Origin of the sequence: Aidingimonas halophila (assembly GCF_900106955.1) — a bacterium.
GTDB classification, from domain to species: Bacteria; Pseudomonadota; Gammaproteobacteria; order Pseudomonadales; family Halomonadaceae; genus Aidingimonas; species Aidingimonas halophila.
In genome coordinates this window covers 315,723-341,034 of the sequence record NZ_FNNI01000004.1, presented here as the reverse complement: position 1 = coordinate 341,034, position 25,312 = coordinate 315,723, and the positions used below count along the sequence as shown (strand labels likewise).

At 52.8% G+C, this 25,312-nt stretch carries 28 protein-coding genes and 1 pseudogene; 7 read left to right on the top strand and 22 right to left on the bottom strand.

Annotated features, from left to right (window positions below; genetic code table 11):
- Nucleotides 1-46: 46 nt before the first annotated feature.
- Entirely contained in the window at nucleotides 47-943 is an 897-nt protein-coding gene (locus BLW01_RS09785) for an alpha/beta fold hydrolase (protein ID WP_217635515.1), read from the bottom strand.
- A 192-nt stretch (nucleotides 944-1,135) separates the two neighbouring features.
- Nucleotides 1,136-2,104 carry a LysR family transcriptional regulator gene (locus tag BLW01_RS09780; RefSeq protein WP_092569321.1) on the bottom strand — a complete coding sequence of 323 codons (969 nt, stop codon included), beginning with the start codon at nucleotides 2,102-2,104 and terminating at the stop codon, nucleotides 1,136-1,138.
- A 380-nt stretch (nucleotides 2,105-2,484) separates the two neighbouring features.
- Between BLW01_RS09780 and BLW01_RS09775 the strand changes: the two genes are divergently transcribed.
- Nucleotides 2,485-3,360, top strand: coding sequence for a DMT family transporter (locus tag BLW01_RS09775; protein WP_092569320.1), 876 nt, complete (start codon nucleotides 2,485-2,487; stop codon nucleotides 3,358-3,360).
- 766 nt (nucleotides 3,361-4,126) lie between these two features.
- Here BLW01_RS09775 and BLW01_RS18710 read toward each other — a convergent pair.
- Entirely contained in the window at nucleotides 4,127-4,279 is a 153-nt protein-coding gene (locus BLW01_RS18710; protein WP_229806354.1) for a hypothetical protein, read from the bottom strand.
- Between BLW01_RS18710 and BLW01_RS18995 the strand changes: the two genes are divergently transcribed.
- The 3 genes from BLW01_RS18995 to BLW01_RS09755 are packed head-to-tail and all read left to right on the top strand — an operon-like array spanning nucleotide 4,220 to nucleotide 8,003.
- Nucleotides 4,220-4,693, top strand: a complete 474-nt coding sequence (locus tag BLW01_RS18995) for a lasso peptide biosynthesis B2 protein (protein WP_373294016.1) — start codon at nucleotides 4,220-4,222, stop codon at nucleotides 4,691-4,693. The two genes, BLW01_RS18710 and BLW01_RS18995, sit on opposite strands and share 60 nt — an antisense overlap.
- A 15-nt stretch (nucleotides 4,694-4,708) precedes the next feature.
- Nucleotides 4,709-6,424, top strand: a complete 1,716-nt coding sequence (locus tag BLW01_RS09760; RefSeq protein WP_092569317.1) for an ATP-binding cassette domain-containing protein — start codon at nucleotides 4,709-4,711, stop codon at nucleotides 6,422-6,424.
- Between the two features lie 4 nt (nucleotides 6,425-6,428).
- Nucleotides 6,429-8,003, top strand: coding sequence for an asparagine synthase-related protein (locus BLW01_RS09755; RefSeq protein ID WP_175529813.1), 1,575 nt, complete (start codon nucleotides 6,429-6,431; stop codon nucleotides 8,001-8,003).
- Between the two features lie 12 nt (nucleotides 8,004-8,015).
- Here the strand turns inward: BLW01_RS09755 and BLW01_RS18990 are convergent, their stop codons facing one another.
- The gene (locus tag BLW01_RS18990) at nucleotides 8,016-8,729 is read right to left on the bottom strand and encodes an acyl-homoserine-lactone synthase (RefSeq protein ID WP_092569315.1); all 714 of its coding nucleotides are present in this window, start codon (nucleotides 8,727-8,729) and stop codon (nucleotides 8,016-8,018) included.
- 239 nt (nucleotides 8,730-8,968) lie between these two features.
- Here BLW01_RS18990 and BLW01_RS09745 point away from each other — a divergent pair, with 239 nt between their 5' ends.
- Nucleotides 8,969-9,691 carry a helix-turn-helix transcriptional regulator gene (locus tag BLW01_RS09745; RefSeq protein WP_092569314.1) on the top strand — a complete coding sequence of 241 codons (723 nt, stop codon included), beginning with the start codon at nucleotides 8,969-8,971 and terminating at the stop codon, nucleotides 9,689-9,691.
- Nucleotides 9,692-9,870: 179 nt separating this feature from the next.
- Complete coding sequence (locus BLW01_RS18985; protein ID WP_139243926.1) at nucleotides 9,871-10,062, top strand: integrase core domain-containing protein; 192 nt, start codon at nucleotides 9,871-9,873, stop codon at nucleotides 10,060-10,062.
- Here BLW01_RS18985 and BLW01_RS09740 read toward each other — a convergent pair.
- Nucleotides 10,025-10,924: a LysR family transcriptional regulator gene (locus BLW01_RS09740; protein WP_175529812.1), complete on the bottom strand. Its 900-nt coding sequence runs from the start codon at nucleotides 10,922-10,924 to the stop codon at nucleotides 10,025-10,027. The two genes, BLW01_RS18985 and BLW01_RS09740, sit on opposite strands and share 38 nt — an antisense overlap.
- A 212-nt stretch (nucleotides 10,925-11,136) precedes the next feature.
- Between BLW01_RS09740 and BLW01_RS09735 the strand changes: the two genes are divergently transcribed.
- Complete coding sequence (locus tag BLW01_RS09735) at nucleotides 11,137-12,057, top strand: DMT family transporter (RefSeq protein WP_175529811.1); 921 nt, start codon at nucleotides 11,137-11,139, stop codon at nucleotides 12,055-12,057.
- A 72-nt stretch (nucleotides 12,058-12,129) separates the two neighbouring features.
- Here the strand turns inward: BLW01_RS09735 and BLW01_RS09730 are convergent, their stop codons facing one another.
- From BLW01_RS09730 to BLW01_RS09675, 17 genes and pseudogenes are all read right to left on the bottom strand, one after another.
- Nucleotides 12,130-12,594, bottom strand: coding sequence for a GNAT family N-acetyltransferase (locus tag BLW01_RS09730; RefSeq protein ID WP_092569311.1), 465 nt, complete (start codon nucleotides 12,592-12,594; stop codon nucleotides 12,130-12,132).
- Between the two features lie 314 nt (nucleotides 12,595-12,908).
- The gene (locus tag BLW01_RS09725; protein WP_092569310.1) at nucleotides 12,909-13,373 is read right to left on the bottom strand and encodes an HIT family protein; all 465 of its coding nucleotides are present in this window, start codon (nucleotides 13,371-13,373) and stop codon (nucleotides 12,909-12,911) included.
- 117 nt (nucleotides 13,374-13,490) lie between these two features.
- On the bottom strand, nucleotides 13,491-13,901 hold the full coding sequence (locus BLW01_RS09720; RefSeq protein ID WP_092569309.1) for a hypothetical protein: 411 nt from the start codon (nucleotides 13,899-13,901) through the stop codon (nucleotides 13,491-13,493).
- A 74-nt stretch (nucleotides 13,902-13,975) separates the two neighbouring features.
- The gene (locus BLW01_RS09715; protein WP_217635513.1) at nucleotides 13,976-14,488 is read right to left on the bottom strand and encodes a GNAT family N-acetyltransferase; all 513 of its coding nucleotides are present in this window, start codon (nucleotides 14,486-14,488) and stop codon (nucleotides 13,976-13,978) included.
- A gap of 132 nt (nucleotides 14,489-14,620) precedes the next feature.
- Nucleotides 14,621-15,328, bottom strand: coding sequence for a toll/interleukin-1 receptor domain-containing protein (locus tag BLW01_RS09710; protein WP_092569308.1), 708 nt, complete (start codon nucleotides 15,326-15,328; stop codon nucleotides 14,621-14,623).
- A gap of 101 nt (nucleotides 15,329-15,429) precedes the next feature.
- Nucleotides 15,430-15,918, bottom strand: coding sequence for a gamma-glutamylcyclotransferase family protein (locus BLW01_RS09705; RefSeq protein ID WP_092569307.1), 489 nt, complete (start codon nucleotides 15,916-15,918; stop codon nucleotides 15,430-15,432).
- A 177-nt stretch (nucleotides 15,919-16,095) separates the two neighbouring features.
- Nucleotides 16,096-17,256 carry a PD-(D/E)XK nuclease domain-containing protein gene (locus tag BLW01_RS09700; RefSeq protein ID WP_092569306.1) on the bottom strand — a complete coding sequence of 387 codons (1,161 nt, stop codon included), beginning with the start codon at nucleotides 17,254-17,256 and terminating at the stop codon, nucleotides 16,096-16,098.
- Entirely contained in the window at nucleotides 17,244-19,436 is a 2,193-nt protein-coding gene (locus BLW01_RS09695; RefSeq protein WP_092569305.1) for an argonaute/piwi family protein, read from the bottom strand. The genes BLW01_RS09700 and BLW01_RS09695 overlap by 13 nt, the downstream gene beginning before the upstream one ends.
- A gap of 125 nt (nucleotides 19,437-19,561) precedes the next feature.
- Nucleotides 19,562-20,485, bottom strand: coding sequence for a hypothetical protein (locus tag BLW01_RS18370; RefSeq protein ID WP_139243925.1), 924 nt, complete (start codon nucleotides 20,483-20,485; stop codon nucleotides 19,562-19,564).
- Between the two features lie 385 nt (nucleotides 20,486-20,870).
- Nucleotides 20,871-21,420 (bottom strand): annotated as a pseudogene (locus tag BLW01_RS18980) (IS91 family transposase); the annotation flags it as partial.
- 45 nt (nucleotides 21,421-21,465) lie between these two features.
- Nucleotides 21,466-21,612, bottom strand: coding sequence for a hypothetical protein (locus tag BLW01_RS18480; protein ID WP_175529810.1), 147 nt, complete (start codon nucleotides 21,610-21,612; stop codon nucleotides 21,466-21,468).
- A 178-nt stretch (nucleotides 21,613-21,790) separates the two neighbouring features.
- Nucleotides 21,791-22,597, bottom strand: a complete 807-nt coding sequence (locus BLW01_RS09685; protein WP_092569303.1) for a GIY-YIG nuclease family protein — start codon at nucleotides 22,595-22,597, stop codon at nucleotides 21,791-21,793.
- 98 nt (nucleotides 22,598-22,695) lie between these two features.
- Complete coding sequence (locus BLW01_RS18975; protein ID WP_373294015.1) at nucleotides 22,696-22,962, bottom strand: hypothetical protein; 267 nt, start codon at nucleotides 22,960-22,962, stop codon at nucleotides 22,696-22,698.
- Nucleotides 22,871-23,236, bottom strand: a complete 366-nt coding sequence (locus tag BLW01_RS18705) for a hypothetical protein (protein WP_229806352.1) — start codon at nucleotides 23,234-23,236, stop codon at nucleotides 22,871-22,873. Before BLW01_RS18705 ends, BLW01_RS18975 begins: the two co-directional genes overlap by 92 nt.
- Nucleotides 23,236-23,361, bottom strand: a complete 126-nt coding sequence (locus BLW01_RS18970; protein WP_483294840.1) for a hypothetical protein — start codon at nucleotides 23,359-23,361, stop codon at nucleotides 23,236-23,238. The genes BLW01_RS18705 and BLW01_RS18970 overlap by 1 nt, the downstream gene beginning before the upstream one ends.
- A complete protein-coding gene (locus BLW01_RS18560; RefSeq protein WP_217635509.1) occupies nucleotides 23,348-24,094 on the bottom strand; it encodes a reverse transcriptase domain-containing protein in 747 nt (248 codons plus the stop codon). The genes BLW01_RS18970 and BLW01_RS18560 overlap by 14 nt, the downstream gene beginning before the upstream one ends.
- Before the next feature lie 404 nt (nucleotides 24,095-24,498).
- The gene (locus BLW01_RS09675) at nucleotides 24,499-25,245 is read right to left on the bottom strand and encodes a DUF4145 domain-containing protein (protein WP_092569302.1); all 747 of its coding nucleotides are present in this window, start codon (nucleotides 25,243-25,245) and stop codon (nucleotides 24,499-24,501) included.
- Nucleotides 25,246-25,312 lie beyond the last annotated feature (67 nt).

Below are 25,312 nucleotides of genomic sequence, written 5' to 3'. Positions count from 1 at the left end.
CTGAAACTGGCCAGGTAGCCCGGTGCAATATCCGGGTTAGAGCGCTTTAACTAATAACACCCGCAGCATGATTGGTAATTTCATCGGCTATGCGCGGCAGCAACGCCTTTGGTAGGCAATGGCCGAGCCCGTCAATTTCTACCAGCCGGCCATTTGGCAGCAGGTCTGTGATGTGCTTGCCATGGGGTGGTGGGTTGAGTGGGTCCTCGGAACCTTGAATCACCAAGGCGGGAACGCCCACCTTGCTTAATTCTTGCCCCCGCCGGAGTGATACAGGCGTTGCCATCGCGTGATTCCCAGGCTGCGCCCATGTCCCGGCGTGATCGATACAGCGTTGCTCACGCAGCCGGAAGTCTGACTCGTCAAATTCAAGTCGATCTCCTGACAGGAGCCTCCACTCGTTAACACGACGATCCAGCTCTTCTTCCATGCTCCCGGAGGGTATGGCTCGCGCAGAAAGCGCTTCAAGTACCTCTTTATTGGGCAAGGGCAAACCATCCGGCGAACTCTCTCCTGAAAAGGCGCGTGCAATATTGCCCACGAAGTCCACATCAAGCGCCGCTCCACACATCAGCGTCAGGCTCATTAATCGGTCTGGATGATCCAGCGCAAGAACTTGGCCTAACGTCACGCCTATCGATAAGCCTACGAAATGCGCCTTATCCACTTCCCAGGCATCGAGAATCGACACAGCGTCTGCCGCCAGGTCCTCCACGGTATAGGGATTCTGATCAAACGCCATGACGGTAGAGCGCCCCGTATCGCGATGATCATATCGGATCACGCGATATCCCTGGGAAACGAGCAAATCGACGAATTCATCCGGCCACATCAAGGCTGATGCATTGGCGCCTGCCACCAGAAGAATCGTATCTCCCTGGTCGGGACCTATCGACTGACTCCAAAGTGACCTGCCACCTAACGAAACGAACTTCTCTGGCACCCATACCTCCTGCAGAACCGTCTCCCGACTTTCGAACGCTCGGCTAATGCGTGCCGACTGCGGTACCGCTCGACCAGCCCGGCCACTCAAGAATTAACCTGACTCTGTATCGATGAAAGCGCAATGACAAACCCGGACTACCTTCACTCATATTGCCAAGACAAGCATAACTCTGTAACTGACACCCTCACCTCAGCCAAGAATGCCCGCACTTGGGGATTCCGCTGACACATTATGATCACTATATTCATTAACGTTTCGCGGATTCATAGTTGCGGAATGAGAGAGAAAGTCTGCCAACTGCTTGGTAGCGTACTTATCTGTTGCTTGAATCATAACGAGTTCCACCATGGGTAATTCCGGAAAACCCTCTTGCTTGCCTAGAATGATATGTGCGTTTGCAAGCGCACTTGCGGGCAGAACACCGATACCAAGGCCAGCCGACACGGCAGCACGAATATTCTCATACGATGCGCTTACATAGGCACCGTACCCATGCTTACCATTGCGATCCAATGCCAAAAGCGCTGCACTCCTATAGCAACACCCATCAGGAAAGATGACGAGTGGTACTTCAGACATACTTTCAAAAACATGCCGTTGTGCAGCCACCCAATGGAGCGGTTCTCTCCGCAACAGATGACTCCTCCAGCGCTTATCGCTTGGTACAAAATCTTCCAGGCACTTTAGGATGACGAGGTCAAGTCCACTATTGTCAATCTGGTAGAGTAGTTGCGAAGAAAGCGCAGAGACGACTTCTAGACGCAGATTTCGGTTCAGCTCAGCACACCGAGAAATGGCATCATGGAGATCCACAACCTTGAAGTCATCCGGAACGCCAATAAGCAAGCGTCCGGCAATTTCCGGTTGCTTCATGGCACTCACTGCCTCAGACGTTCGAGTCAGAATCTCATTGGCGGCTGGTAGAAATCGTTCACCGTCTGCCGTCAAGCCCATAATGTGGCCTTGGCGACGTTCCAGTAACTTACACCCCAATATGTCTTCCAGCCGTTTTAAGCTTTGCGTGACAGCAGACTGGCTGCGGTAAAGCTGAAGACCTGCCTGCTGAAATCCCTTGCCTTCGGCTAAAAGTACGAAAGCGCGCAGATGCTCAAGGGTGACACGCCTATCGCCCAAGGATGACGGTTGACAATCAAACATATAAAACTCCGCACTATCATTACCGAATTATCGATGACCTGATTGGTAAAGAACCCAGCTCCTTCGTTTTACATCCTTTCATGGCTGTCATCACTGTCCTCCAGTTGCTGGGCGGCATGCCGCAACAGGAAAAGACTTGTCCTGTATTGACTGACCTGAGGCGCCCCAGGTCAGCAGCTCGTTCAGCAGATCCGCAACTTGGGATTCCAGCGACGAATGAGTCCAGAGAGTAGAGCCCATCATATAGCTCATCAACGTTCAAAATCAGCCTAACTGATTATGAATATCAAACAATTAATTTCCCATTCCTTCACTCCCCCATCCACCATGTGCTCCAAAGGATATAGGCAGGAAGCAAGCTACCGCTTGTAGGAGGCTGAATGAACAATCTTGTGCTAGCCGGCTTAGTCATTATTTTCAGTATGATCTGGAGTTCGGCATTCATTGCTGGAGCCGTTGCGCTCGATGATTTCGACCCTTTCACTCTCCTAGCCATTCGGTTCTTATTAAGCGCACTACTGATGCTTCCTGTTTGCCTTATTAGCGGAGGATTCATAAATAACCGCATCGCCATCAGGCACGGCCTGCTGCTCGGCGTTCTTAACAACGCACTCTATCTTGGGTTGAGCTTTGCTGCGTTGCAAACGGTTCGACCCCAGGTCGTTATCGTTATTGTGAGCTGCGCACCGCTTGCTACCGGATTAATTTCTGCATGGTGGGGTATAGAACCACTCTCGCCGATAAAGCTACTCGGCGCGGCGCTAGGCTTGGTTGGCGTGGTCGTCATCTCAGGGGGTGCTAGCGGCATAACAATCGATATCTGGGGAGTCCTGATGGCCACAGCAGGCATGCTTGCCTTCGCGAGTGGCACCGTGTTCTTTCGCGGCCGAGGAACAGGCCTTCCCGTCTTGCAAGCCAATTTCTGGCAGTCCATTGCCGGGACCACAGTACTCCTGCCCATAGCCTTAGCGTTCGGACAACCGCTTGCCATGCCTTCCACCAGTACGATGATTGCCGTTGCGCATTTGGTAATGGTCGTCACCATCGGTGGAATGAGTCTCTGGCTGGTGCTTATTCGAATCAGCGGAGCCGCAACGGCATCGACTTATCACCTTCTCAATCCGTTTTTTGGCGTCCTGCTCGCTTACCTGGTACTGGGTGAGTCATTACGCACTACGGATTTTATCGGAGCAGCGCTGATTGTGATTGGCCTGCTTCTGACTACCCAAGAAAGATGGAGAGCAAAGGAATGTTAACCGGCAATAACGTCATACCCAGCGACAAAGTACAGATCGACAAGATGGACAAACAAGCTCCACATTCACCGATATCCGATCAGAAGAAGTTTAATAATTCACAAGTCGCTACCTAATCACGCTTCACTATCTGGCACTAAATCAAGCCTATCCCTCTTCTCCATGGCTGATATCGATAACTGGCTGTTAGCTGGCAGGCTAGCAAGTGGCAGACGTGTCATGGATCACAGGGATAGAGCAAGTGTTGCCCGAAGGCGGGGATAAGCCAGCCTATGACTATCCGGATGGATAGGCGCGCAATCTGACCATGCCCGATAACCTCATAGGTGCCGACGTCGGAATTGAAACAACGCCATACAAGGAGATAGACATGTTGAAGCAACATATCGTGAAGAAGCACCTTCCCAGCGTGCTACGTCAAAAGACGTCTACCTTCACAGCGAGCAGTGCAATCCGCGGGACAGGCGGCGGTGCCATTATTGAGGGTACCTATGCTGTTTACCGGGCTCCATGGTCCTAAGGGGCGAATGCCCCGTCGGCATGCCGTACCCAGTGCGGCATGCCATATCATCACCTCTCTGTTCCGCCCTGTGCGTGCGGCCATCTTCTGCGTAGCAAACCACGGAGCCATGCCATGGAGGTTTATCCCACGTTTAGCCAATATGCTCACTACGTCCTACTTAACGGTGAATTCATCATCCTTGATGAGCGAGCAGACCGTTACGTAGTCCTTGAGGCACCGACCAGCCTGGAACTTGAATCGGCACTAATAGAGGGTGGTGAACAGGCAGAGGTCGTCCGGGCGCTGCTCGACGTGGGAATACTCGAACTCACCAGCCAGCGGCAGGCGATCCGGAGAGTGTCCGTACGCGAGCATGGGATTGGCGACTATGAGTGGCGGTTTGCTCGCCAATTCCACCAGACCGCCCCAGCTAGAGGGATACGCCTTCGCGCACTGCAGACTTTGCTTTGGACGAAGGCTTTGCTATCGACGAGGGGATTTCACACCGCGATGAATAGCCTGCGTGCATTAAAAGCGACACGCGCGGATTCGATACATTTGCCGCCGGAATCCAGTGAGCACAAGCGAATTTGCGCGAGCGCTGCTGCAGCCATAGCAGAGGTAGCACTCTGGGTACCTTATCGTGTGGAGTGTCTGGAGTATTCCATGTCGCTGTCACGGCTACTTCTTTCACACGGTATCTGTCCCACGTTCCGCATAGGAGTTCAGCGGTACGATTTCTTATCACACGCTTGGGTTGAAGTCGGGGGACAAGTGCTAGGCGATGACCCGAACTTACCCGAGAGAATGTGTCCGATCGTTGAAATCTAGATCAAAGAGCCAGCTATGAAAGCTACGTATCCATTATCCTATGTGACGACCTATCGGCGCGGGCTCGAGCTGGTCCGCTCACGCTATCCGCGATTTTTCGTCCACCTCATACTGGTACTGCTGCTCATGATCAGCATAGCGGCAGTGGGTGCAGCGGTTCCCTATTTGCTACGGCAGACGACCAACCTCTTAGTAGAGGAGTCGGGTGAGGCGGTAGTGGGCATGATCTACGTCTTCGCTACTGCCTATGCGGTCGGCTGGACGTTGAGCAACATGATGGAGTGGGGAAAGAATCTCGCGAGTTCCTACGTGATGGCCAGGTGCGATGCGGCCGTTTATTCGAGTGTTGTGCGACGTCTCTTGCGCTTGCCTTACCAAGCACAGCATCAGCTCGATACAGGTGTGGTCATGGCGGATGTGAACCGCGCAATGAGCAGTTTTGGCCTGATCAACCACGCCATTTTCTGGACCATCACGCCTGTGATCATCCAGCTCTGCTTCGTCTTCGGTATTCTCTGGCAGGTGATAAACCTTACCTTCGCCGTCGCCTTCATCCTGGCCATCGTTGTGCTCTTCGTACTGACCTACCGAATTGCCGATATGACAACCCGCATCCACAAGAACTTCTATCAGACGCATACGCAACTGAGTGAATTCCTTGCGGAGCGCCTACGAGCCCTGTACGACATCAAGATCAACCTCGCTGCTGGCCATGAAGAACGCACGCTCGAGCAGCATCTGCGCACCTACGTCCACACGGTATACGGGACCCATGCAAAGCTCAGCGGCTTGATGGGTGGACAAATTCTCGCTGTGGGCCTCGTGCTGGGTGGGTTCACGCTCTATACCGTCAGCGAAACGCTACGCCAGCGCTATCAAGTCGGCGATTTCATCATGATCACTAACTATGTGGTTCAACTCACCTCCCCGTTCGTCATGATCGCGGCGGCGCTGATCGACCTCAAGAAGAACTACGTCGCCCTCGGTGACGGCCTTAGGTATCTCGACCTGCCGACCGAGCCCCAGGCCGCATCCGATATCACTCTTGATCATCAACAGCCTGTATTCACGCTACGCTACGTTACTCTACGCGCCGATGACGCCACTTCCGCCATGCCGCTCAGTGCGGAAATTCAGGCTGGCAAGATGTACGGTGTGCGCGGCCCATCCGGAAGCGGAAAGTCCACACTGTTGAGGACCCTTCTGGGGCTCGAGCCTCAGGCGGCCGGCGAGATTCTTTTCCACGGTGTCAGTGTTCGCCAACTTTCTCCGGAGGACATCCTTGGCGAAGTGAGCGTAGTCCCCCAAGCGCCGCTGATCTTTAGCGGTAGCGTTCGCGAGAATTTACTTTACGCGCACCCTCAGCCCGTCCCTGACCAGGAGCTGCTGGCACTCGTAGAACTCCTGGATCTAGAACGGATCGGCGGTGAAACCTCTGGCGAAGGTGTGCTGGATCGGAATGTCGGCGTACAGGGAAGGAATCTTTCCGGTGGTGAGCAGCAGCGCATCGCCATTGGCAGAGCGCTACTGCGCGGCACACGCACCATGATACTCGATGAACCCACAGCAGCGCTGGATAGTGTCCGCGAGATTCAGCTCATGCAGACGCTAAGAGCACGCGTTGAGACCCTGATCGTAGTAAGCCACCGTGAGCAGGTGCTTGCGCTTGCCGATGAGCTCATTGATATCGGACCGTGCAACACGCCGACTCTGGCAGCGCAAGGGAGCTAAGCTTATGTCTTTGGTGCACTCACCGGTTGGGCTACGTGATGGCGGCAATAACCCTTGCACGGAATGTGTTGCGCACCACCTCATCGAGCGTGTCCCGCTGTTGATACGCCTCGATGACAACTCAATTACACCAGCGCAAGGGCAAAGCATATCCAGCGAGATGGCGCCAAGTCGCACGGCTCGCGCCCCGTATGTCGAAGCCGAAGGCGACGAAATAAGGGTACGGAATCCCTTGGGTAGTTGCCGCGAGGTCTATTTACGAACGGCGTCTTCGAGTGTATTGGTCGGAAGCACACTTGAGGAGGTGCTTGAGAAAGGAACTAACACACCAGCACCTGAGAAGATTGTCGCACACCTGAATAACGACCGTGCACTGGGTTTCTCAGTTTGGCGAGATGTGCATGTCATCCCCGCCGGCGGAGTGGCTCACCTTCAGCGTGGAGGAGCGCTCCACATCGCCTCGAAATTAGACTCAATGCACGACGTCAGCAATGCCGCTGGAGATCCGGCAGCGATACTTGAAGAATTGCTTCAACGAGAGTCACTTACAGAGCGTTTCGGCGTTTCGTTCTCGGGCGGATGTGACTCGACGTCTTTGCTCTTTGCCGCTGCTGCGGTATACGGGGTAGAGCAGCCTGTGGCCTGTACTTGGTACTTCCCGGGCGGAAGTGCGCACGATGACGCGAAGATTGCCTCGGCTATTGCCGACGAACTCGGGGTCGAGCACTTCTCTTTAACGCTTTCGGAGGATTTGCTCTTTCGTCCGATCCAGCGCCCTCTACCTGCAGCTCCTTCGACTGCACTCGCCTTCCAGGCCGTAATCTATCGGCTCGCGGAGGAACTATCGATACGAACCAAGACACGGCCTGTGACGATCCTGGATGGCCATGGTGGCGACCATATCTTTCTCGACCCTGTGCCGGTGGCAACGCTACGGGGTACCTTGCGTAGACAACCTTCGGTATTCGCCCGGAAACTCAGCCACTACGCTCAATTGTACTCGGTTAGTTATATCCGGGTGTTGCGAGCAATGGTGAAGACATCTCCAAATCCGGTTAATAAGTTTCTCCGAAAGGAAGTAATTACGGACTTCCATCAAGATCGTCCCTCGCTTACAGCGGTGAGAAATGAATCTTTAAGGCGCGCATTGATGCAAGATGCTATCAGCGAGAACAGCTATCGTGTCATCTGCGATGAGCGAGCGCAGTATTTGAGGCCATTTACTCAAGATGAAATGCTTCGTTACGCCCTATCGCTTCCTACAGACGCACTTTATGATCAAAATCACACGCGCCTGCCTTTCCGGCAAAAAGTCGCGAAACACTATAATACAACTGCCGTTTTTCGACGCAGGAAAGGCTCGGTTACAGGGGCTTTTCAGAAAGCATTATGGAACAATAGAGCGTATCTGGAAGCGCTGGTCCTCGAGGGACAGCTCGCTCAGTGGGAACTTATCGATCGTAAAAGGTTTAGAGAAGTGTATAACCAGACGGCACTAGGCTGTGGTGGATTTGACCACGATCTTCTTAAGCTCCTTACCACTGCGCTACTCATAGACGCTTACCAAAGGCTGTTGTAGCATCGTAGCGCTTCAGCACGGCCCGCTTTCCACTATGGCGAACCTAGCCTGTTCCGCCGTAGCCAGAAACGCAGGGCGTCGTTTGGCAATGAGCGACTCAGTACTCGACCGAAATTCTTCCCAGTTCAGAGTAGCGAAAACCGGCGCATCCCGATCACACTGACATGAATGATGTAGCCATGACCGGCAAGGGAGGCCTTGTAGCTTCAGGGCGCGAAGTGCACGGAGGGTAACGATCATGTGCACTGTGTCGATCTGGTTGAGTACACAGAGAGCATACAATAGCTGGCAAACCAAACCGGCGGCAGTCTGCCCATCCGAGAAGACGGTACGCCGGAATGCAGGCGCTACGACCAGGCGTGATACTTCGCAGGCACCAGGACATCGTAGGACGCAGTCTGGTGGTACGACGTCAGCAAAGACACTACTGATCATCCAAGGCGCTCCATATGGATGAACTCGTAGATACGCGGCTAATTGACTCTGCGCCAGAACACCAAGGTGCCAGACGCTGGCATCAAAAACATCGACCTCTTGCAACTGCCCCGGATGACCAACCCATCCAAGCTCACCACAGAAGACCTTGGCTCTAAGTTCGAACGCTTGGGCTAATCGTCTGCCGCGCAACGGGAACTCAAGACGGTAACCGTGGCGATCCAGCGTGACTGCAGTAACATCACCATGACTCGAGCAAGGCAATTGCGCTGTTTCGGTACCAATCGCCATACTGCCCCCATATATCTCGTATCCAGCATTAGCTTCGCCTTCAACGAAAGGACAGGCTACTAACCGGATGGACAGGGTGGCTGGGAGCCAGCCACATAGACGATTGATTTATAGGTAACTAGCAGCTCGGGTCGATGTTAGTACGACACAGTCATGGAGACTACTGATTATCATTTACATTAAAAACGGGCGCGCTATACTAAGATAGCTCTCGAACGCCAGAGGGAGTTGATAAAGCCATGCCCAATGACATCGATCAAGCCCCCCTTGTTGGCCTCATTGAGCACATGAGAAGCTGCCTAGCATATCCTGATCGAGGCATTCCAGACACACTTGGCTGGCTGCGTGATGTCATCTGTTGTGATGGCATCATTCTTTGTCAGGTCAGGCTCTCACCCGCTTCTTCAATCAGGCACATTGCTAACCACAACTATCATCCAGAATGGGTTCGAACATATCTGGCACAAGATTTCGGCACGATCGATCCAGTCATCCGGTATGCATATTTAGCCTCAAATATTTACTCCTGGGAGGACGCGTATAAACACTTTGAGGATTGTTGCCCGGCTACCTTTTTTGAAACGGCCGCGCACTATGGCCTGCACACCGGATTCGCGTGTAGATTTTATCAAGATAACTCAGAAATAATGACGGTCTGTTCCCTATGTGTCGAAAGTAATGTGCTGAAACCGACGGCACGCTGGGTCCTTTACAACGCCATGCCAGCACTACATACGGCAACGAACGGCATGGACAAGAATAAGAGTATACGACCACTGTCACTGCGTGAATCAGAAGTATTGAAGTGGGCAAGTGAAGGAAAAACGGTATGGGAAATTGGAATGATCCTCAGCCTCTCCGAAGGAACGGTAAAATTCCATCTCCGCAACATCTATAGAAAACTAGATGTAACCAACCGGGCTCAAGCTATAGCCACTGCTGCACATCAGGGATTGATTTGAGTTAGCACTAAACTTACAGTTTTAAAATTAAATAAAAACTTTTATGACAATCCAAGAACATTAGGGATGTGATATACGAAAGGTTCACGCCCCTTGCCCCTTCTGTGGACTTTGAATCGGAATGGCGTGACCATGTCGCCACTTCCAAAGGGGTGACTTCAGCGGCTCAAGCATCCGTTATGCATATCTTTTACGCGGCCCTGAAGGAGGTGTGTATCTGGCTGAATCGGCTCGAGTCGCTGGGACGAGCCAGAGCAGTGATCAACAACTGGATCCGGTACTACAAAGGAGAACGGTCACATCAGTCTCTGGGCTATCAATGCGGGCTAGGTATTATGCCTGCACATCGCCCGGATGAAATCCGCTATTAGCCACTGCCAGCTTGGCTATCCGCTCGACCGATGGAGAGAAGGCGGGAGAAAGATAGGTAGCGACAAACGGCAGAGAATCAAATGCCGGCTGGACTTCCAACTCCTGTAGCAGACTGTCGCCGGCAAACAGGTCCGGAGGTAGCAATGCCACACCAGCGCCTTCGCTTACCAACCGCGACGTGACACTCATCGTATTGCAGTAAGTCAGGCGATCAGGGCGAATGCTCTGCATATCAAGCCAGCGAAATTGATCGGCATACAAACGCGATCCGGGAGACAGGCTCAGGATGGATCGCCGAATTAAATCCATGGTATCTAATGTCGACATTCGTTGCACCAGTTCGGAAGATGCCATCCAAGCAATAGACGCCTGGCCAAGACTGTGTCTGATAACCCGTTGTTGAAGTTGATCATCAGGAACCAAAGCAAGATCTATTGTGCCGTTGCACAATTTCTTCCAGGTTTTCTCTGTAATATCGACGTCGATATCGAGCTCGATATTCGGCATGACGCGTTGCACATCTACCGTAAAATCAGCAAGCCACCAAAGCGCTATAGTTTCGGTGCATCCTACCCGAATTCGACCGGTTTCCTCTTCCCCATCCTCGAAAAATAATGACAGTTCATCGCGCAAGGCGAGTATACGCTCTGCGTATCCGATCAATTCTCGACCAGCAGCAGTGAGCGTAACCGGTCGCTTTCCCCGCTGGAATACAACCGTGCCAATACGTTGCTCCATTTCTGCGATGCGCATGGAAATATTGGGTTGTGTCGTATTGAGCCTGTCCGCGGCTGCACCGTACGAACCGAGCCTATAGGTCCAATAGGCCGTCTCAAGATGTCGGAACTCGAGTCGCATCATTATTACTGATCTCCGTGTATCAAAACAGTTGATTTCCATATGCGCTTACTACAGAGCAGAATGAGACCTGCAGAATCCAATAATAGCAATGAACACAGAGTTTTGAATAATTGAAGTAGGTGACGCAGGTACTTTCCCACTACTCGCCCACCGCTCTTCAGCAATTATTTCGAGCCTTGTAGAACAGTTAAAGAACCGCCAAGGAATAAATGATGAATCATAGCGAACTGTTGGTCAGCTCAATTTCTCGCTTGATTGGCCGAGGGACCGGTTTCATCTTCGCCGGAGTTATCCTCGGAGGTGGACTATCGTGGCCACTCATGAAAATGGCCCTTGAAAACATTTCTCCTCAGGCCTTTTTGATATGGCGTCTCGCCTTTGCCACCATCAGTGCTTTCGTACTGGTAAAAATGACTCGTCAGTTTCGTTTCCCCGGGCGCGAGGACTGGTTTCCCATTATTTCGGTGGCCTGCCTGCAAATGGGGGCATTCCTCTGGTTGATCACGATCGGTGTCACCATGGTCCCGGCCGGACGCGCAGCACTGCTGGCTTATACTAGTCCAATCTGGATGATACCTCTGGCGGTTGTATGGCTGAATGAAAAACTTGATCGCTCCGTCATTGCAAGTCTAGTTTTCGGCCTTGCCGGTTTGGCGTTCCTGTTTCTGCCGTCCACTCATACTTTGTCGAATACACAAGCCTTGCTTGGTAACGGTTTACTGTTGCTTGCAGCCGTTGTCTGGGCATTTCAGATAGCCCTTCTGCGACGCTACCCTTCCGGGTGGTCGACATTACAGCTTCTGCCATGGCAACTCCTGGTTGCGACTCTTGGGCTGTCATCACTGACGATCGGTTTCAGTGACGTCTCTTTGCTTCAAGGCCTAGATATTCGAAGCCTGATGGTGACTACCTATGTCGGTATTATTTCCACGACCTTCGTCTTTTGGGGTATGTTGCACATTGCCCGAACCATGCCCGCAATTTCTAGCACGGTCAGTTTTCTCGGGATACCGGCGGTTGGCTTGTTAAGCTCCGTATTGCTGTTGTCGGAGAGGCTGGATTTCGGGCTTGTGGCCGGATTTGTCCTGATTGCCGTTGCCGTTTTCATTCAGTCAAAGAATTCGCGATCTTGACCCAAGCTTCGGTACCTTTTCCATGGCAAAGGCGCAGCCACAACGAAAAGGCCGTCGCTGTGCCTGCGCTTGTTAAGAGGCGATCTGCTTGCACATGACATCGACCGTCACTCCCTTGTATTCGCATCGCTCCATATGACGCCAGCCGAGCTTCTCATAAAGACGTGAGGCGAACTCGGTGTAGAGATACCAGGTATTAGCATGTGAACGAATTGCTTCATCTTCGCACCGAGCAATCAATTCCGTTGCTATCCCTTGATGCCGGAAGCCCTCTTTGACATAAACGGCTGCTAACCAAGGGGATAAATCCGGCTTTGTGTCCATATCGCTCTGTACTAGCGCAGCCGAACCAACAAGCTGACTTCCTGATACTGCAATAAAGATTGAAGGGATACCCTCTCGACCTGCAGACTCAGCAATTGCTTCGGCGCGCCCTTCCAAAGTGAGCGACGGGTTCAAATGCGTCCACTCTGCATGGTGAAGCTCCGCCAACTCTGCAATGAACTCCTTCTTATCAGCCAAAGGAACGATTTCCACAGTCTTTGCCTCTTAATGCTGAAGCTCAGTTGCAAGCCTGCGCCAACCTACGAATGAGGCGCTTGAAACGCCACCCGTCCAAGCGGGCGAAGCCGTAGGTAGGTTTGTCATCTGCAGCGTTGGGTCATACGGTGCAGTTACACGTCTGCGGAAAAGTGGCGGCTGCAGTATCCATCCAGGTCGGCTCCTTCCCCGCTTGCCAGGACACAATCAATCCATGCCTCACGCTCGAAGGACAGCACCTTATGCTCCCACACGAGCGACCGAGCATAGCGAGGGCCAGCGCAAGAAGTGCACGCTGCTGCTTGACCTCGTTATATATTGGACTTCGCTCTGATGCATGCTGCGAGCTTCGCCAGATCCTCATCATCAGCACGCCTGTAATCATGCGATGAAATATAGCCCTCATAGCGCTTGAAGTATTTGTCCACGCTTGAGGAAATTGGCTTGAACTCTGAACCGCTGCCGGTGCCATGCATCGGAAAGAGCTTCACGTGAAGATGGTCTACCCCATAGCCCTCGAAGATCATTCCCGTACGAGCTACGCCATCTAAGGCCTCATCGAGAAGAAGCGCCACCTGCTTGGCTGCGAGCACCAAATCCGAAACAATATCATCATCCTGAACGAACAAATAACTCGAGATATGCCGTTTCGGAATGACAACCGAGAATCCAGGCGTATTGGGAAAAATCGACAGAAAGGCCATGTGCCTGGCGTCTTCCCAGATCTTGTGACAGTGCGCTCTACCGGCAGCTATTTCGCAAAAGATACAGTTCATGGTTGGTGCTCAACCTTCAATGCATAACGTCGAAGCACAGCGGCGACCTTGGAGTGGCGACGAATGAGCCTCGGAGAGGGCGTTCGGCGACTACCGGCCGCGTACTGCTACGCCCTGTTAATTGGATACCTCAATGTACCACTTCGGCTTGATGCGCCAGAAATCCCGGCGGACGTTTGATTTCAGTGCCTTTTTGGAGTCAAGCACCTTTGCCTCGCCGCCCTCTCTCACAAACACGACCCAATGCCAGAACGGCTTACCCTGTTCCATACGCCATTTAATAGCCATTAGGGCCCTGTCCGGAAGGCGCTCCCAAGACTCGAATGGTGTTTCTTTCGGCGACACCGAGATACCGAATTCCCGTAGAAGTTTCCGAACGTGCGCTGTCTCCGACCAGAGTGCCGTGTCTGCGGCGTAAATGCCCAGTGCATTTGCCTTGCGCTTGGCCTCCGCATAGCTCATACCTGCTAGAGCAGCACTTGCCGCAATGCCACAACCGCTTATTTCTTCCTGGATGACTGGTTCCATGTCTCTACCAATTAACGCTCTAGCTTTGCGGCGTACCGGAGCGCAGCGTAGGTGCGTCCGACAACAGCCATTTGTTAGCCAACACCACGAGAATAGCGAAGCTCCTCGACGGTGGTTCCACCAAGCTCAAATGACTTGCGGGACTGTGGCTCTACCACAAACCCTGCACGCTCATAAAACCGCAACGCTCTTTCGTTCTCAGCGAGAACCCATAGACTGACCGACTTGTACTCTTCCGCCAAAATGCGCTGTTGCGCTTGAAGCCACAGGTGACGGCCTACTCCCATAGACCAAAATGTAACGTTGACATAAATGGCCCAAATCTCTGCTCGGTCGGTTGACGCATCTTCGTCACGCGATGTCCCAAAGGCAACGAAACCGACAACCCCACCGGCAATACGAGCTACCAGCAATTGAGCCGTCTGCCCCTCGACCACGCGCCGCCACATAGCCTCGCGCTCCGTCACCGATAAGGAAGCAAGGTACTGTTCCGGCAGAATGTCACGGTAAGCGTATTGCCACACTTGAACGTGCAACTCAGCGATGGCTCGGCAATCTTCGGAAGTAGCGATCTGTATTTCCATCATGGCTAACGCCGGCGTAACGGGCTGGTTTGTGGAGCGGCAGCGGAACAAAGCGGTCCCGTTGACACATTTGTTATGCAAAAGAGATTCCGAATACGTTCCGCTCCATTTCTCATGGCACTTGTCAGAAAGAAATTAATTTAACCTCTTTAATTGAATTAGCGAATCGAGCATTCTCATATGCGCCCTATAGTCTTCGTATCTTTTAAAAACCCGACATAAGCGTCCATTAGAACCACACGACTTTGCCTGCTCCCATAGAGCTTCTCTGTCCTCTAGCGAGCCAACCTTTTCTTCTATTAGCGGCCTTTTATCATAAGAGCTATAACAATTAGAAATCAGGTAACTACCTTCAGGGAAGGTCATTATTGCTTTTTTTGTAAGATTTCCAGAATAAATTGGTTTCGCAATTGATTCTTTCCGTCCGACCTTGTGTATGGCCGATAAAACTTGGCTTTTAACTGCATTTAGACCATTACTTGTGCTGACAGCCAGCTTCCCGGCAATGAGTGGCGAATACCTTTTAATTTCTTCGAATCCAATTTCATGCCAAATAGGTAAGATAACTTTCTCTCCGCCCATTTCTCGTGAAAACAATCCGTCAAGCTCAGATTTTGGCCAATTTTTAGAAAAAAAACTGTGGCTAAACACAACGATTCCGAACTGAGAACGCTCCAAGCCCTCATCAATCTTTTCTCTCAGGCTGTCTCCTAAAAATATTTCACCCTTGTCCAACCACACCGTCAAGCCTGATGCTAACAACAATTCTGCTAGAGGTAGGACAACCTCTTCCTTATCTTCGGAAGCATGAGAAATGAAAACGTCCCATGTAGTTTCATTCATTTTTTGCAAGTCTCTTCAAGATTTCACAAAGTGCATAACGTCAGCCGTGAGCCGCGCCCCAAGGAGCGCAGCGTATTGGGGCGTCCGGCTCAACGGCCTTGTTAGCGGTAAATTGTCAGCTCACGCTCGTGCCTCATAGTGTCCGGGTCATCGACAGCCTCTACGGCTTCAATCCGCGCAATGTATTCGGACGGCAACTCATTCTCACGCGCCCCGATCAAGACATGCTCCTTGTACCAGACGTACGGTTTCAGAGCAGGATCCACATACGTGGCGAAATACATCAATGCGGTCAGACTTCCTTGATCTGTAGTTACCTCGATTTCCTTCGCATCGTAGCCTGAGCCAAGCCCTTCCTTCCGATCAAGGGCCTGCCTTTCGTCATCGGCAATGTCATACACTACGCCGATGACTCGATCCTCACGATTCCCGGTTTCTTCAGCATCACACTTCCCGGAACCATCTTTACTGACTTTGTGGAACCGGAGTCCATGAGCCGGCAAGGTCGCCACCGCCACGAATCGGGCTGATGGTACGCGATCTCGTAGACGTATAAGCGACATATTGGAACCATACGAAAAGCAGAACACGTTTCCTCCTCACCGCTAACGCCGCGCACACCGGCAATTTTGGAGCGCAGCGTAAAAATTGTCCGAGTGCAACGCTTTGTTAGACTCACTTCTCACCATGCTTCTCCTTCTGAAAAATAATATTTATTATGAGATTCGGAACCGGCTCTATTTGCATTGCCTAATCTAATCCTGCGGTCAGCCATCCATTGTTGATGGCGCACTGACTACTACACAGCCGTTGATCCCGTCGATCTTCAAAACACCTTCCTTAAACTTGGCATGTTCCTGTGTGGCGCGCGTGCAATCCCACAGGAAGGTGACAATCAGTGCGTCCATGTATTTCTCGTCTGCACGATAGAGGGACGCATCTTCAGCGATCTCTCCAACGAGCGCCGGGAAGGACTTCTTCACGTTCTTGCGGTACTTGACCTCGATGATCGTATGCAGCGACGGCAGGTAGAGATCAATGCGAGGATTCTTCTGCCCTACAGGCTGGAGATTCACTTCGTCGGCAATGTCGTTAAAAATCGGAGCGAGCAAGACATAGAGAAGGTTCTGGACGTGGTATTCGTTCATAACAGGCCACTTGACTGGCTCCGCGCCTTTCGTCCGACCAGCGTCCTCCCATGTCCACCGTTTTAGGCCAACGGGAATATGGTCAAGGAACCCCAGAAGGTCGCCGAGGCTCCAGCCTTTGGGAGGCACCATGGCCACATCCTGGTTGACCTGATCAAAAACGTACACCATCAGGCTCAAAAAGGCTGTCGACGCATCTCGCTGCGCTTGCGCTCGGAACTCCCCCATAAAACGGTCAATGAGCGAAAGCCGCTCTTGATGATCGCCAATCCGCTGAATCTTCTGGTAATGAAGGAAGAGTGGCACACATGCGCTCGTATAAATGGCGGATTCGCCGCTACTAACATACGCCGCGATGTCCTTCTCGAAGGTATTGAGATTGTCACTACTCACCTGCTGCGAAAGGAATCCTGATATCCAGCTCTCAAACTCTCTAGCGATGTGGTCATCATCCATTTTCGCAACAAGCCATTTCACGGCCATGACGCCAAATACGTCGGATACCCATGGGCGTGGCGTGGAGTCGATTTTGGCAGCTTGCCCGAGAAGGCGCGAAACGTCCTGACTTGAAACGACCTCATCCAGAACACCGAGGCCCGCAATCGCGCACCGCTGATACAAGGGAAGCACCGCAAAATCGAAGGACGGAACGCTTCCCTTCAACAACCCCAAGAAATGTAAGAAACAAGATTTGAAAGGGTCGATGTAAGCCCCCTCGATCACCTTATTATAAAGGTGATCACGCAGTTGGTAGGCATTTTCCTTCTCTACAGGAACCATTGAGACTGACCTATCTTCCCGATCATCACAGAGTCACTCCAGCCAGGAATCTGGTTCAGCCAACCAAGATTCCGAGCGATCAGGTCAGAGTAGCTGATTGTCACAGGAAGAGGGTTGGGAAAGTAACTGCGCCAAGAATGTGACGCGAAGCTATGAACCTGTGCGCTTAAATATTTTATGTCCGTGAATGTCGAATCCTTATGCACATCAAGAATCAATCCGCGTGGGTGGCCGTCGGTGTCGTTACGTAACTCTCGCTGGCCGATCAAGTATACGAGCATTTCATGTTTGGAGAGTTTGAACGTCTTTCCTCTCTGGGGCGCGAGCTTTCCCTTCTGCTCGCCAGCCGTAGTGGAGTCGAACATATGCAGGCCGTGATTCTCCGAGATTTTCAGGAATGTATACTCAACCTGGTATTCCCGGTACTTATCTACGACAGCCTGGACGGCAGCAATTTCATCCTTACTGAACTTTTTGACCTGCGCGTGGAAAACTAGACGAATCGTATCGCCTTTCTGCCAGTTCATGCGTTTCCGAATTTTATCAATGGTTTCATCGAGAGCGGAAGTCAAAGCCTCGCAGTAGGCTTCCGGCACAACCGCCTTCGAAGTATTAGAGACAATATAACTGCCATCACCAGAGAAAACGGTGGTAATTCCCATAATTCTTTGGTTGTCAACGCCGCGTTTCTGTCCGATATTCGCGCTACCGATCCCTATCACAAGTTCGTGAGAAAGGGTCGGAGAGGATTTTAGAAGCCACGGGATGCCGCCCATCTTTGCGTAGCAGGCTAATGCCATATTGTTAAGCGAATATCCGAGTGAGTAATCGGGCTGTTCTAAAAGTTCTATCGTGAAATCCTGTACAGGGATCTGATGCAAGAAAAATAAGCTCTTACCTAAATAATAAGGATTTTCCTTGACGTTGAGCTTTTTGAAAGATTGCCGAACCTGAACGAGCGCCAAATCCCACCGCCCGCCGTCATCGGCTTTTTGTCGGATCGCGGCCTCGATGGCGTTCTTGTATGCATCCACACTGTCGTTGGCAGTCGTGAATACATCGATGCGGCTGGTTCCGAGTGTGAACTTTCCTTCAAGGCCATTGCTGAAATACTTACTTCGTGAAATACCTTTCAAGAGCTTTCGTACAAACTGCTCGACACGCCCCTTGTCGTGCTGGGCGCAGATCACGCAGATTGAGGGGTCGTTCCTGTCGAAGGTTCGCTTTGTATATGGACCGTATTGAGTTAGGCCTTTCTCAGCCCAACTGGCCTCGCCATTGTCGTTGAAAACAAAAACCGGTTTCTGCATCTGCCCGCACTGGCTCTGAATATCCGGTGGCTCCATGATCTCAATGGGCGTCGCGTCAATCAGCGAAATGTCTCTAGACCGAAAGTACTTTTTAAGTGCGTCGATGCGGGCCTTCTTATTCTTGCCACCATTGAATGTTGAGACAGCTTGCCGAATGCGTTCGACGATGACGTCTTTTCTCTCGCCATGCGTATGCAGGATGTAATCGTCGAAATTTAATCGGCTGGCCTCGAGGTACACCTCTTTCGCATTGACCTGCACTACCTGCTTGTCAGGCCGCGTGACAGTAAGTACTTCACCGTTACATCCGCTCACCTCCCCGAGGAGCTTACGGTATCCGTCGTCCTGCTCAGTGACAACATAACGGCCCATAAGATCAAATCCGGCGTTCAGGAAGTACAGACCGTTTTCTTTGAGCACCCGTCGCGTTGTGCAATCAATGACAAGGCACGGCTGCCCTTTAATAATGCGTGTATCGATTGTGTATTTGGCGCAAATCTTAAACGGGTAAGCATCGCCAAGAATCGGAACCAGAAGATTGTCTTCCGGCTTTTCACTCACCAGTTCAATGGGCGAAAAGCCGATGGGATTGCGGCCTAGTCCGACGAGATGCCTTGTCAGACCATCCTTTACCAGCGAGCAGAAGATACCGAAATTATCCTTGAACGTGATCGTGCGCGGCGTCCCGGATATGGGGAAGTCTCCAACCTCTGAAAAGATCAGGATATTGTCGCCCTGGCGACGAAAAGAATGCGTTGATCGATACTGCCCGCGAAGACTATCCAGCGTCTCCTTGTCATAGGGAATCTGGAGAGCCGTAAGCTCCGTATCAGGGATACTAAGTGGAAATGCGTTCAGAAAGACTGCCAAAACTCGATCCTTTCTTTAGTCAATGCTCGCGCCCCTCTGTCTTGTGCGTCTAACGTTGCCAACACGCGCAGCTTTGTAGTGAAGACGCAGCCGCAGCGTAAAAGCTGTCGCTGTGCTTGGCCTGGTTATCCGCCTTCGTTGACAGTGATAAACAAAGTTGAAATTCCACCACTTGGTTCGTCGCTCTCTGCATAGTCGATTCTTGGAAAATCTACACCGCCTGCATGATCGAATAGGAAATACTCCCCTCTTATAGTCCTCACAGAATGGTGCGACTTCCCCTGAGCCGTCCCACCAACTCTACTAACGGTTTCTTTGACTAAAACTGTAACTAGTCGATCCCAGTCGTTGTTCATATTTCCAAACACAAAGCGCTTCCCAGTTGAACCACCACTGTTAGGTAGCATGTCTTTAATGACATCGCTGTATGCCTTCTGATGCAAATTAGGTGGCCACATTGTCTGCCAATAGGTTCCCGTTTTTCGTGGCCATCTTTTTGACCTGGCATCACGTATTTGCAAAAAAGTACAATGCTCTAACGGAACTCCGCTGTAGGGTGCGAGTTTAAATTCACAGCACAGCTTTGAATTCATCGGCTGCGGATATTGACCCGAACTTGCGGAGAGCTGATTACTCAGTAAGAACTTTGGTGCATTTCCGAGCAGATTAATCTCCTTTTTCGTGGATGGGTTTGAGAGCGGTATGCGGTTATGGCTCTTTCCTCTTTTGGCCTGTACAAGCAGAGCTTTCCCACTATTTCTTAGTTTGCTATCCCAAACTACTATTAAAATATCGGCAAGCTCACAGCTTGGTTTGCCCCAATTTCCACCGACGTTTCCATACCAACACTGGGGTGTATGGTCCACCCAAATAGACGATATCGAAATTGAAGCGTGAGTATGTCTCATCTCAGCTTGCATACTATAGGACCACAACCAAAATCCGATCGGGTGATGAATGGACCGAAGATAGTCTCTCTCAGTTGGAACTGAACTGGTTTCTTGGCCTGTTAGATGCCAAAGAAAATCTAGTGTTGATTCAAGCACCATCTGCACCACCTACGGATAACTGTTCATCATTTTTTCGCCGTGCAGAGCATGGCGGATAAATGCCTGTTGGACTAAGCCGCCCATCAGGCTGCGATACCACAGCTTCTATAGGGTATTGTATTGGCCGACGTGCGGCCTGAGGCAGTCGATCGCACGCGTACGGGGCTGTTGTGGCACGTTCGGGCAGTGCTATCGCTCATGATCCCAGTCTCCTTCGGCCCCAATGTTCCCAACGTAGCGCGCCTGCTGGCCAAAATCCAACATCGGGACGAGCTTTGCCACGACCCGCAAGCGGGCCGACTCGTCGAGTCCGTTGTGTGAATAGAGCGTCAGGTCATGTTCGATAACGTTGGGTCCTGTGGTTGTCTAGTCGGCCGTGCAGGGATCACCCGGGGCTGAGTGTCCCGATCACCCGCAGTGTCGGTTGCCGGCAGTGCGGGCAGGTGTAGATCGGTGCCGAGTCGTCGGCAGCGGTATCGGCATCCGCCGTCGCGTCGATAACGGCCAGCGCTTGGCGGATCTGGGCCAGACGTCGTCGCCGGCAACGATTGGCCAGAAAGCCGTAGTGACGGACCCGCACCAGCCCCTTGGGCAGGACGTGGAGCAGGAAGCGGCGCACGAACTCTTCGCCAGCGAGCACGAGGTTTGGGTCGATCACGGTCGCGATAATCCTTGACGCGCAGGGTGACCTGGTGGTCGTCCACGGCAAGGATGCGGGCATTGCTGATGGCGATCCGGCGCGTGTAACGTGCCAGATAGCGCACCACCGTGTCGGTGTGCTCGAGACAGTCCTTGCTGTAGACCACCCACTCGGTGGCCATCAGGGTGTTGAGCTGGTTGTCCACGTCGCCGGGCAGGGTGACCCGGTGGAGCTCACCGGCAGTGGCCGCCCGGCGCAGGGCGCTGACCATGTACCCACGATAGTGGCGAGACAGGGTTCACACTGGGAACAGGGCGCTCGGGAACAGCCAGGTTCGCAGTCAATAGGCTCGCCAGTAATATCGCAAGCGATCGATCAGGGTCGCCGTCAGCAGCACCATGCGATCCTTCGCGCCCTTGCCCTGCACCACACGCAACTGGCCGCGCTGACACATGGCCTCTATCATCGTTTGCCGCAAAACAGTCATCGTCGTCACTCCTGATCATTGACCCACGCGGGTCAATGATCAGTGTGGTGCGATCAGGCAAAAGACGTGACTCGACGACAGCTACCGCGAAGCGGTTTAGTTCAACGTCCAAGCTCAGGTCCGCTGGAATCGCGTAGCGTTTCCAGCGTCGCCCGGAGCGAATTGTTATGCATGCTTCCTATGTACGGTTCCATCCGAATTTCCCTCGCGCCCTTAGATCCGACTCCACCTGCTTATAGTCGCTGGTTTCATGGAACCAAAGAGTAGCCTTCAAACCCTCACTCACGCTTGTAAAGATCAAGTTATTTATTCTGCAGTTCGTCTCTTGTCCACCAGCAAAGCAGTTCCGGGGTGAAATGTTCCCGTAGCCCATGTTGAAACGGTTGGTAAGGTTCTCACACTCTCCGATATAGTAGACATACTCGTCTACAACCAACGCGTAGACACCAGATCTCGCGATGTTCCGCGAAATCTTAAACTTGCAGAAGGGACCAACCCCATACCTATTCAATGCAAGTCGCCCGGTATTTTCATACCGATCCTGCGGAGTAAATTCACGAACAGTTCCATCATCGTTTTTCACCGGCTCGATATCGCAGATGTGCTTAAACGCATATCCGCCGATTTCCAGAGTTTCATGAGAAATTACGGTCGGCCGCTTGTCTTGTTCCCGAACTGCACCGGGCTGACTACGGACGGAAGTCCAGGATGGCTTTTTCTCAAGTGACCCAGAGGTCGCGGCACCTCGCAGGACGAACTGTCCTCGGCCGACGCTGTGTAACAGGTTCTTGCCAACCGCGCCGGACGCCCCTCCACGTAAGTTTTCCGTTAGTCCTTGAATGATCGGATTTATTGAGCCGGGACCGCAGTCCGATTTATAACGCTGTACGCAACGGATCAAGTCACCTCGTGTAAAGGGTGTAACACCTTGTTGGGTCAACTCTTGCGCGCAACGATATACACACTTCCAAATCGCATCACTCATATTTTATGGCCCCCGTCCTGCATAATCGGGATAGGGCGAGGCTTCACGGCCCCGCTCCTTCCACACCACCGGGCCTACGGATCACGTACCACGGCGGTTCAATGACTTGATTCATCCCATTCACGTGCCACCAGCTCCGGCAGCCCCAAGTTCCGGAAGACACGAGCTGGCAGCGCGTAGGCAAGGGCCGGACTGCGGCTCAGCCGCCAAGGGCCATGTGCCGACTTCGCGGTGTTCCAGGCAAGATCCCTGGAGACACCCCGCTTCCTCAGTTCACGGTAGCCCGCTCTGCCCCATTGCTTCCAGAGGTAACCCCGCAATCGCCGCCTGATCCACTTGTCCAGGTCCCGCAGCGGGCTCAGCACCTCGGCGACGCCGAAGTACGTCTTTCCAACCAAGCTGGGTCTCTCGCAACTCTGCAATCACCTGGACAATGCTGTGGCCGCGTGTCCGGCGGCTGTGCTGGCACACTTGGTGCTTAAGCCTGTCAATGGCCTTATCGGCTACTTTCAGGCCCACCCCGCGTCGGCTGATGGTGAAGCCCAGGAAGCGGCGGTTCCAGGGACGGTCCACGGCACTCTTTCGCGGATTCACTGTGAGCCGCAGCGAGGCATCGACAAAGCGCCGTAGACTCGCCATCACTCGCTCACCCGCACGCCGACTGCCGACTGCCGACTGCCGACAAAAACCTGACAGTCATCAGCGTAGCGGGCAAAGCACAGGCCACGCCGGTCCAGCTTCCAGTCCAGCTCATCCAGCACCACGTTGGCCAACACCGGCGACAGCGGCCCGCCCTGGGGCACGCCTTCCCGTGTCGGCGTCGTGATCTCCCCCGATGCATACGCCGGCTTTCAGGTAGCGGTTGATCAGCCGCAGTAACGGCTTGTCCGTTACTCGACTCTGCAATCGCCGCATCAGCCGGTCGTGGTTCACGCGATCGAAGAAGGCCTCCAGGTCCAGATCCAGTACCCAGTCCTTCCCGGAACGAATGACGCTCCAGGCATGCCGCACGGCCTGATGAGCCGAACGGCCAGGATGAAAGCCGTAGCTGTGCGGGTGGAAGGCTTCCTCCCACTCCCCCTGGATTACCTGGGCGATGGCCTGCTGAATGAAACGGTCGCGTGCGGTCGGAATGCCCAGCGGGCGTTCCCCGTTTTGCGGCTTGGAGATCATCACGCGGCGAATCGGTTGTGGGCGGTAGGTTCCGGCAACCAGTCGTTGGCGGATCTCCGGCCAAGGCTCGCGCAGATAGCCCGGAAGCGCATCGACCGTCATGCCGTCGATGCCCGGCGCCCCCTTGTTGCGGCGAACCTGTTTCAGGGCACGGCTGAGGTTGTCCCGGCTCAGCACGCGCGCCATCAACGATGTCAGATGAACGGATTCGGGCTCGCTCCGATCTCCAGCATCGGGTTCATCCCCCGGCAAAACCAGAGGCAGCTCACGCTGCTTGTCAGATGCACTCCCGCTGCTCTGCACGGAGCCTCCGTCTCCTGTCATTGTTCGAGCCTTCGGCGCCACAGACTGGCCCCTACTATGCCCTCGGCTGACTTCTGCCGACCGATCGCCACCGGTTGCCCAGCGCTCAGTCCTCATCCCTGGACAGCCGACAGACCTCCCGGGGTAAGACACAGAACTGTCACCGCGTAGACGCCCGATTTATAAAGCACACCCCGTTCGCAGATGGAGGGCTTCGCTGTCACGTGCCAGCTCGCCCCGGGCGTACCACACCTCGTATCGGGTTCCTGTTCGTCGCCCCCGGCTTCGGATTGGGCTTCCCCCAAACGCCACCTCGCGATGACGCCCTTGCCCTTCTCCTAGCCTTCGGCTCTGCTAACACCTGGCAGGAGGACTTCCATCTCCCTAGATCTGTGCCATGCCCGGCACACACGCTTGCATTATGTTTACTCGCCGCCATCACGCTTGCGGATATGGCCCCTCGTATGCTCAGGAATTGTTGTGTTGTAAAGCTCTTCCAATTCTCTCGGCTTGGTAATCATTTCTTCGGCGATAAAATTCAGAATCTGAAACAGTTTTTCAGCTATTTCCCTATTATCGTCAAGGTTTATTTCACCAGGATGGACCGCGTTATTTCCAATAACCCGCACTAAGTCTAGGGCTTGCTGTATCTTCGGACTTAACCCATCTGATACCAACTCTTGGATGTCTTGGTTTATATTCTTCCCATGCTTTCCAAGCTGCCTAAGGAGCTTTTGAAGCGCAAGGCGCAGTAATGCTGCAGCCCCTTTTGGGGAATCTGTGACAATCGACGATGCCTCATTATATATATTGATTATCTCCGGCCCGAGATCCGAATTCGGGGGATGCGCCGACAGGGTCTTCGGAAACACGAGCTGCCTTTCAACCCAGAGCGTTGGCTCACCACATTGCGAACAAGTTGACACAGCGATCTTCTGCGGAATAAATCTTTGAAGAGAGGAAGTGAACTCCCGGCTGACACCTTTCAGGAAGTCATTAATTGTCTTTTGCTGATAGTCACTTACACTGGATCGATAATTCAAGTACAAATGCTGGATTAGCTGTAGTGCGATGTCCCCACCCTCAGCCACATCGAACCAGTCCTGTTGTGCAGCTATGCCGCAATGCGGGCATTGAAAACTCTTTGCCTTGAATGTCGGGGCATCACTCATTAGGTACCTCGGCTAATTTCCAAACATAACGCCCAGTTCAGTGGGCAATTGGAGCGCAGCGTAAACC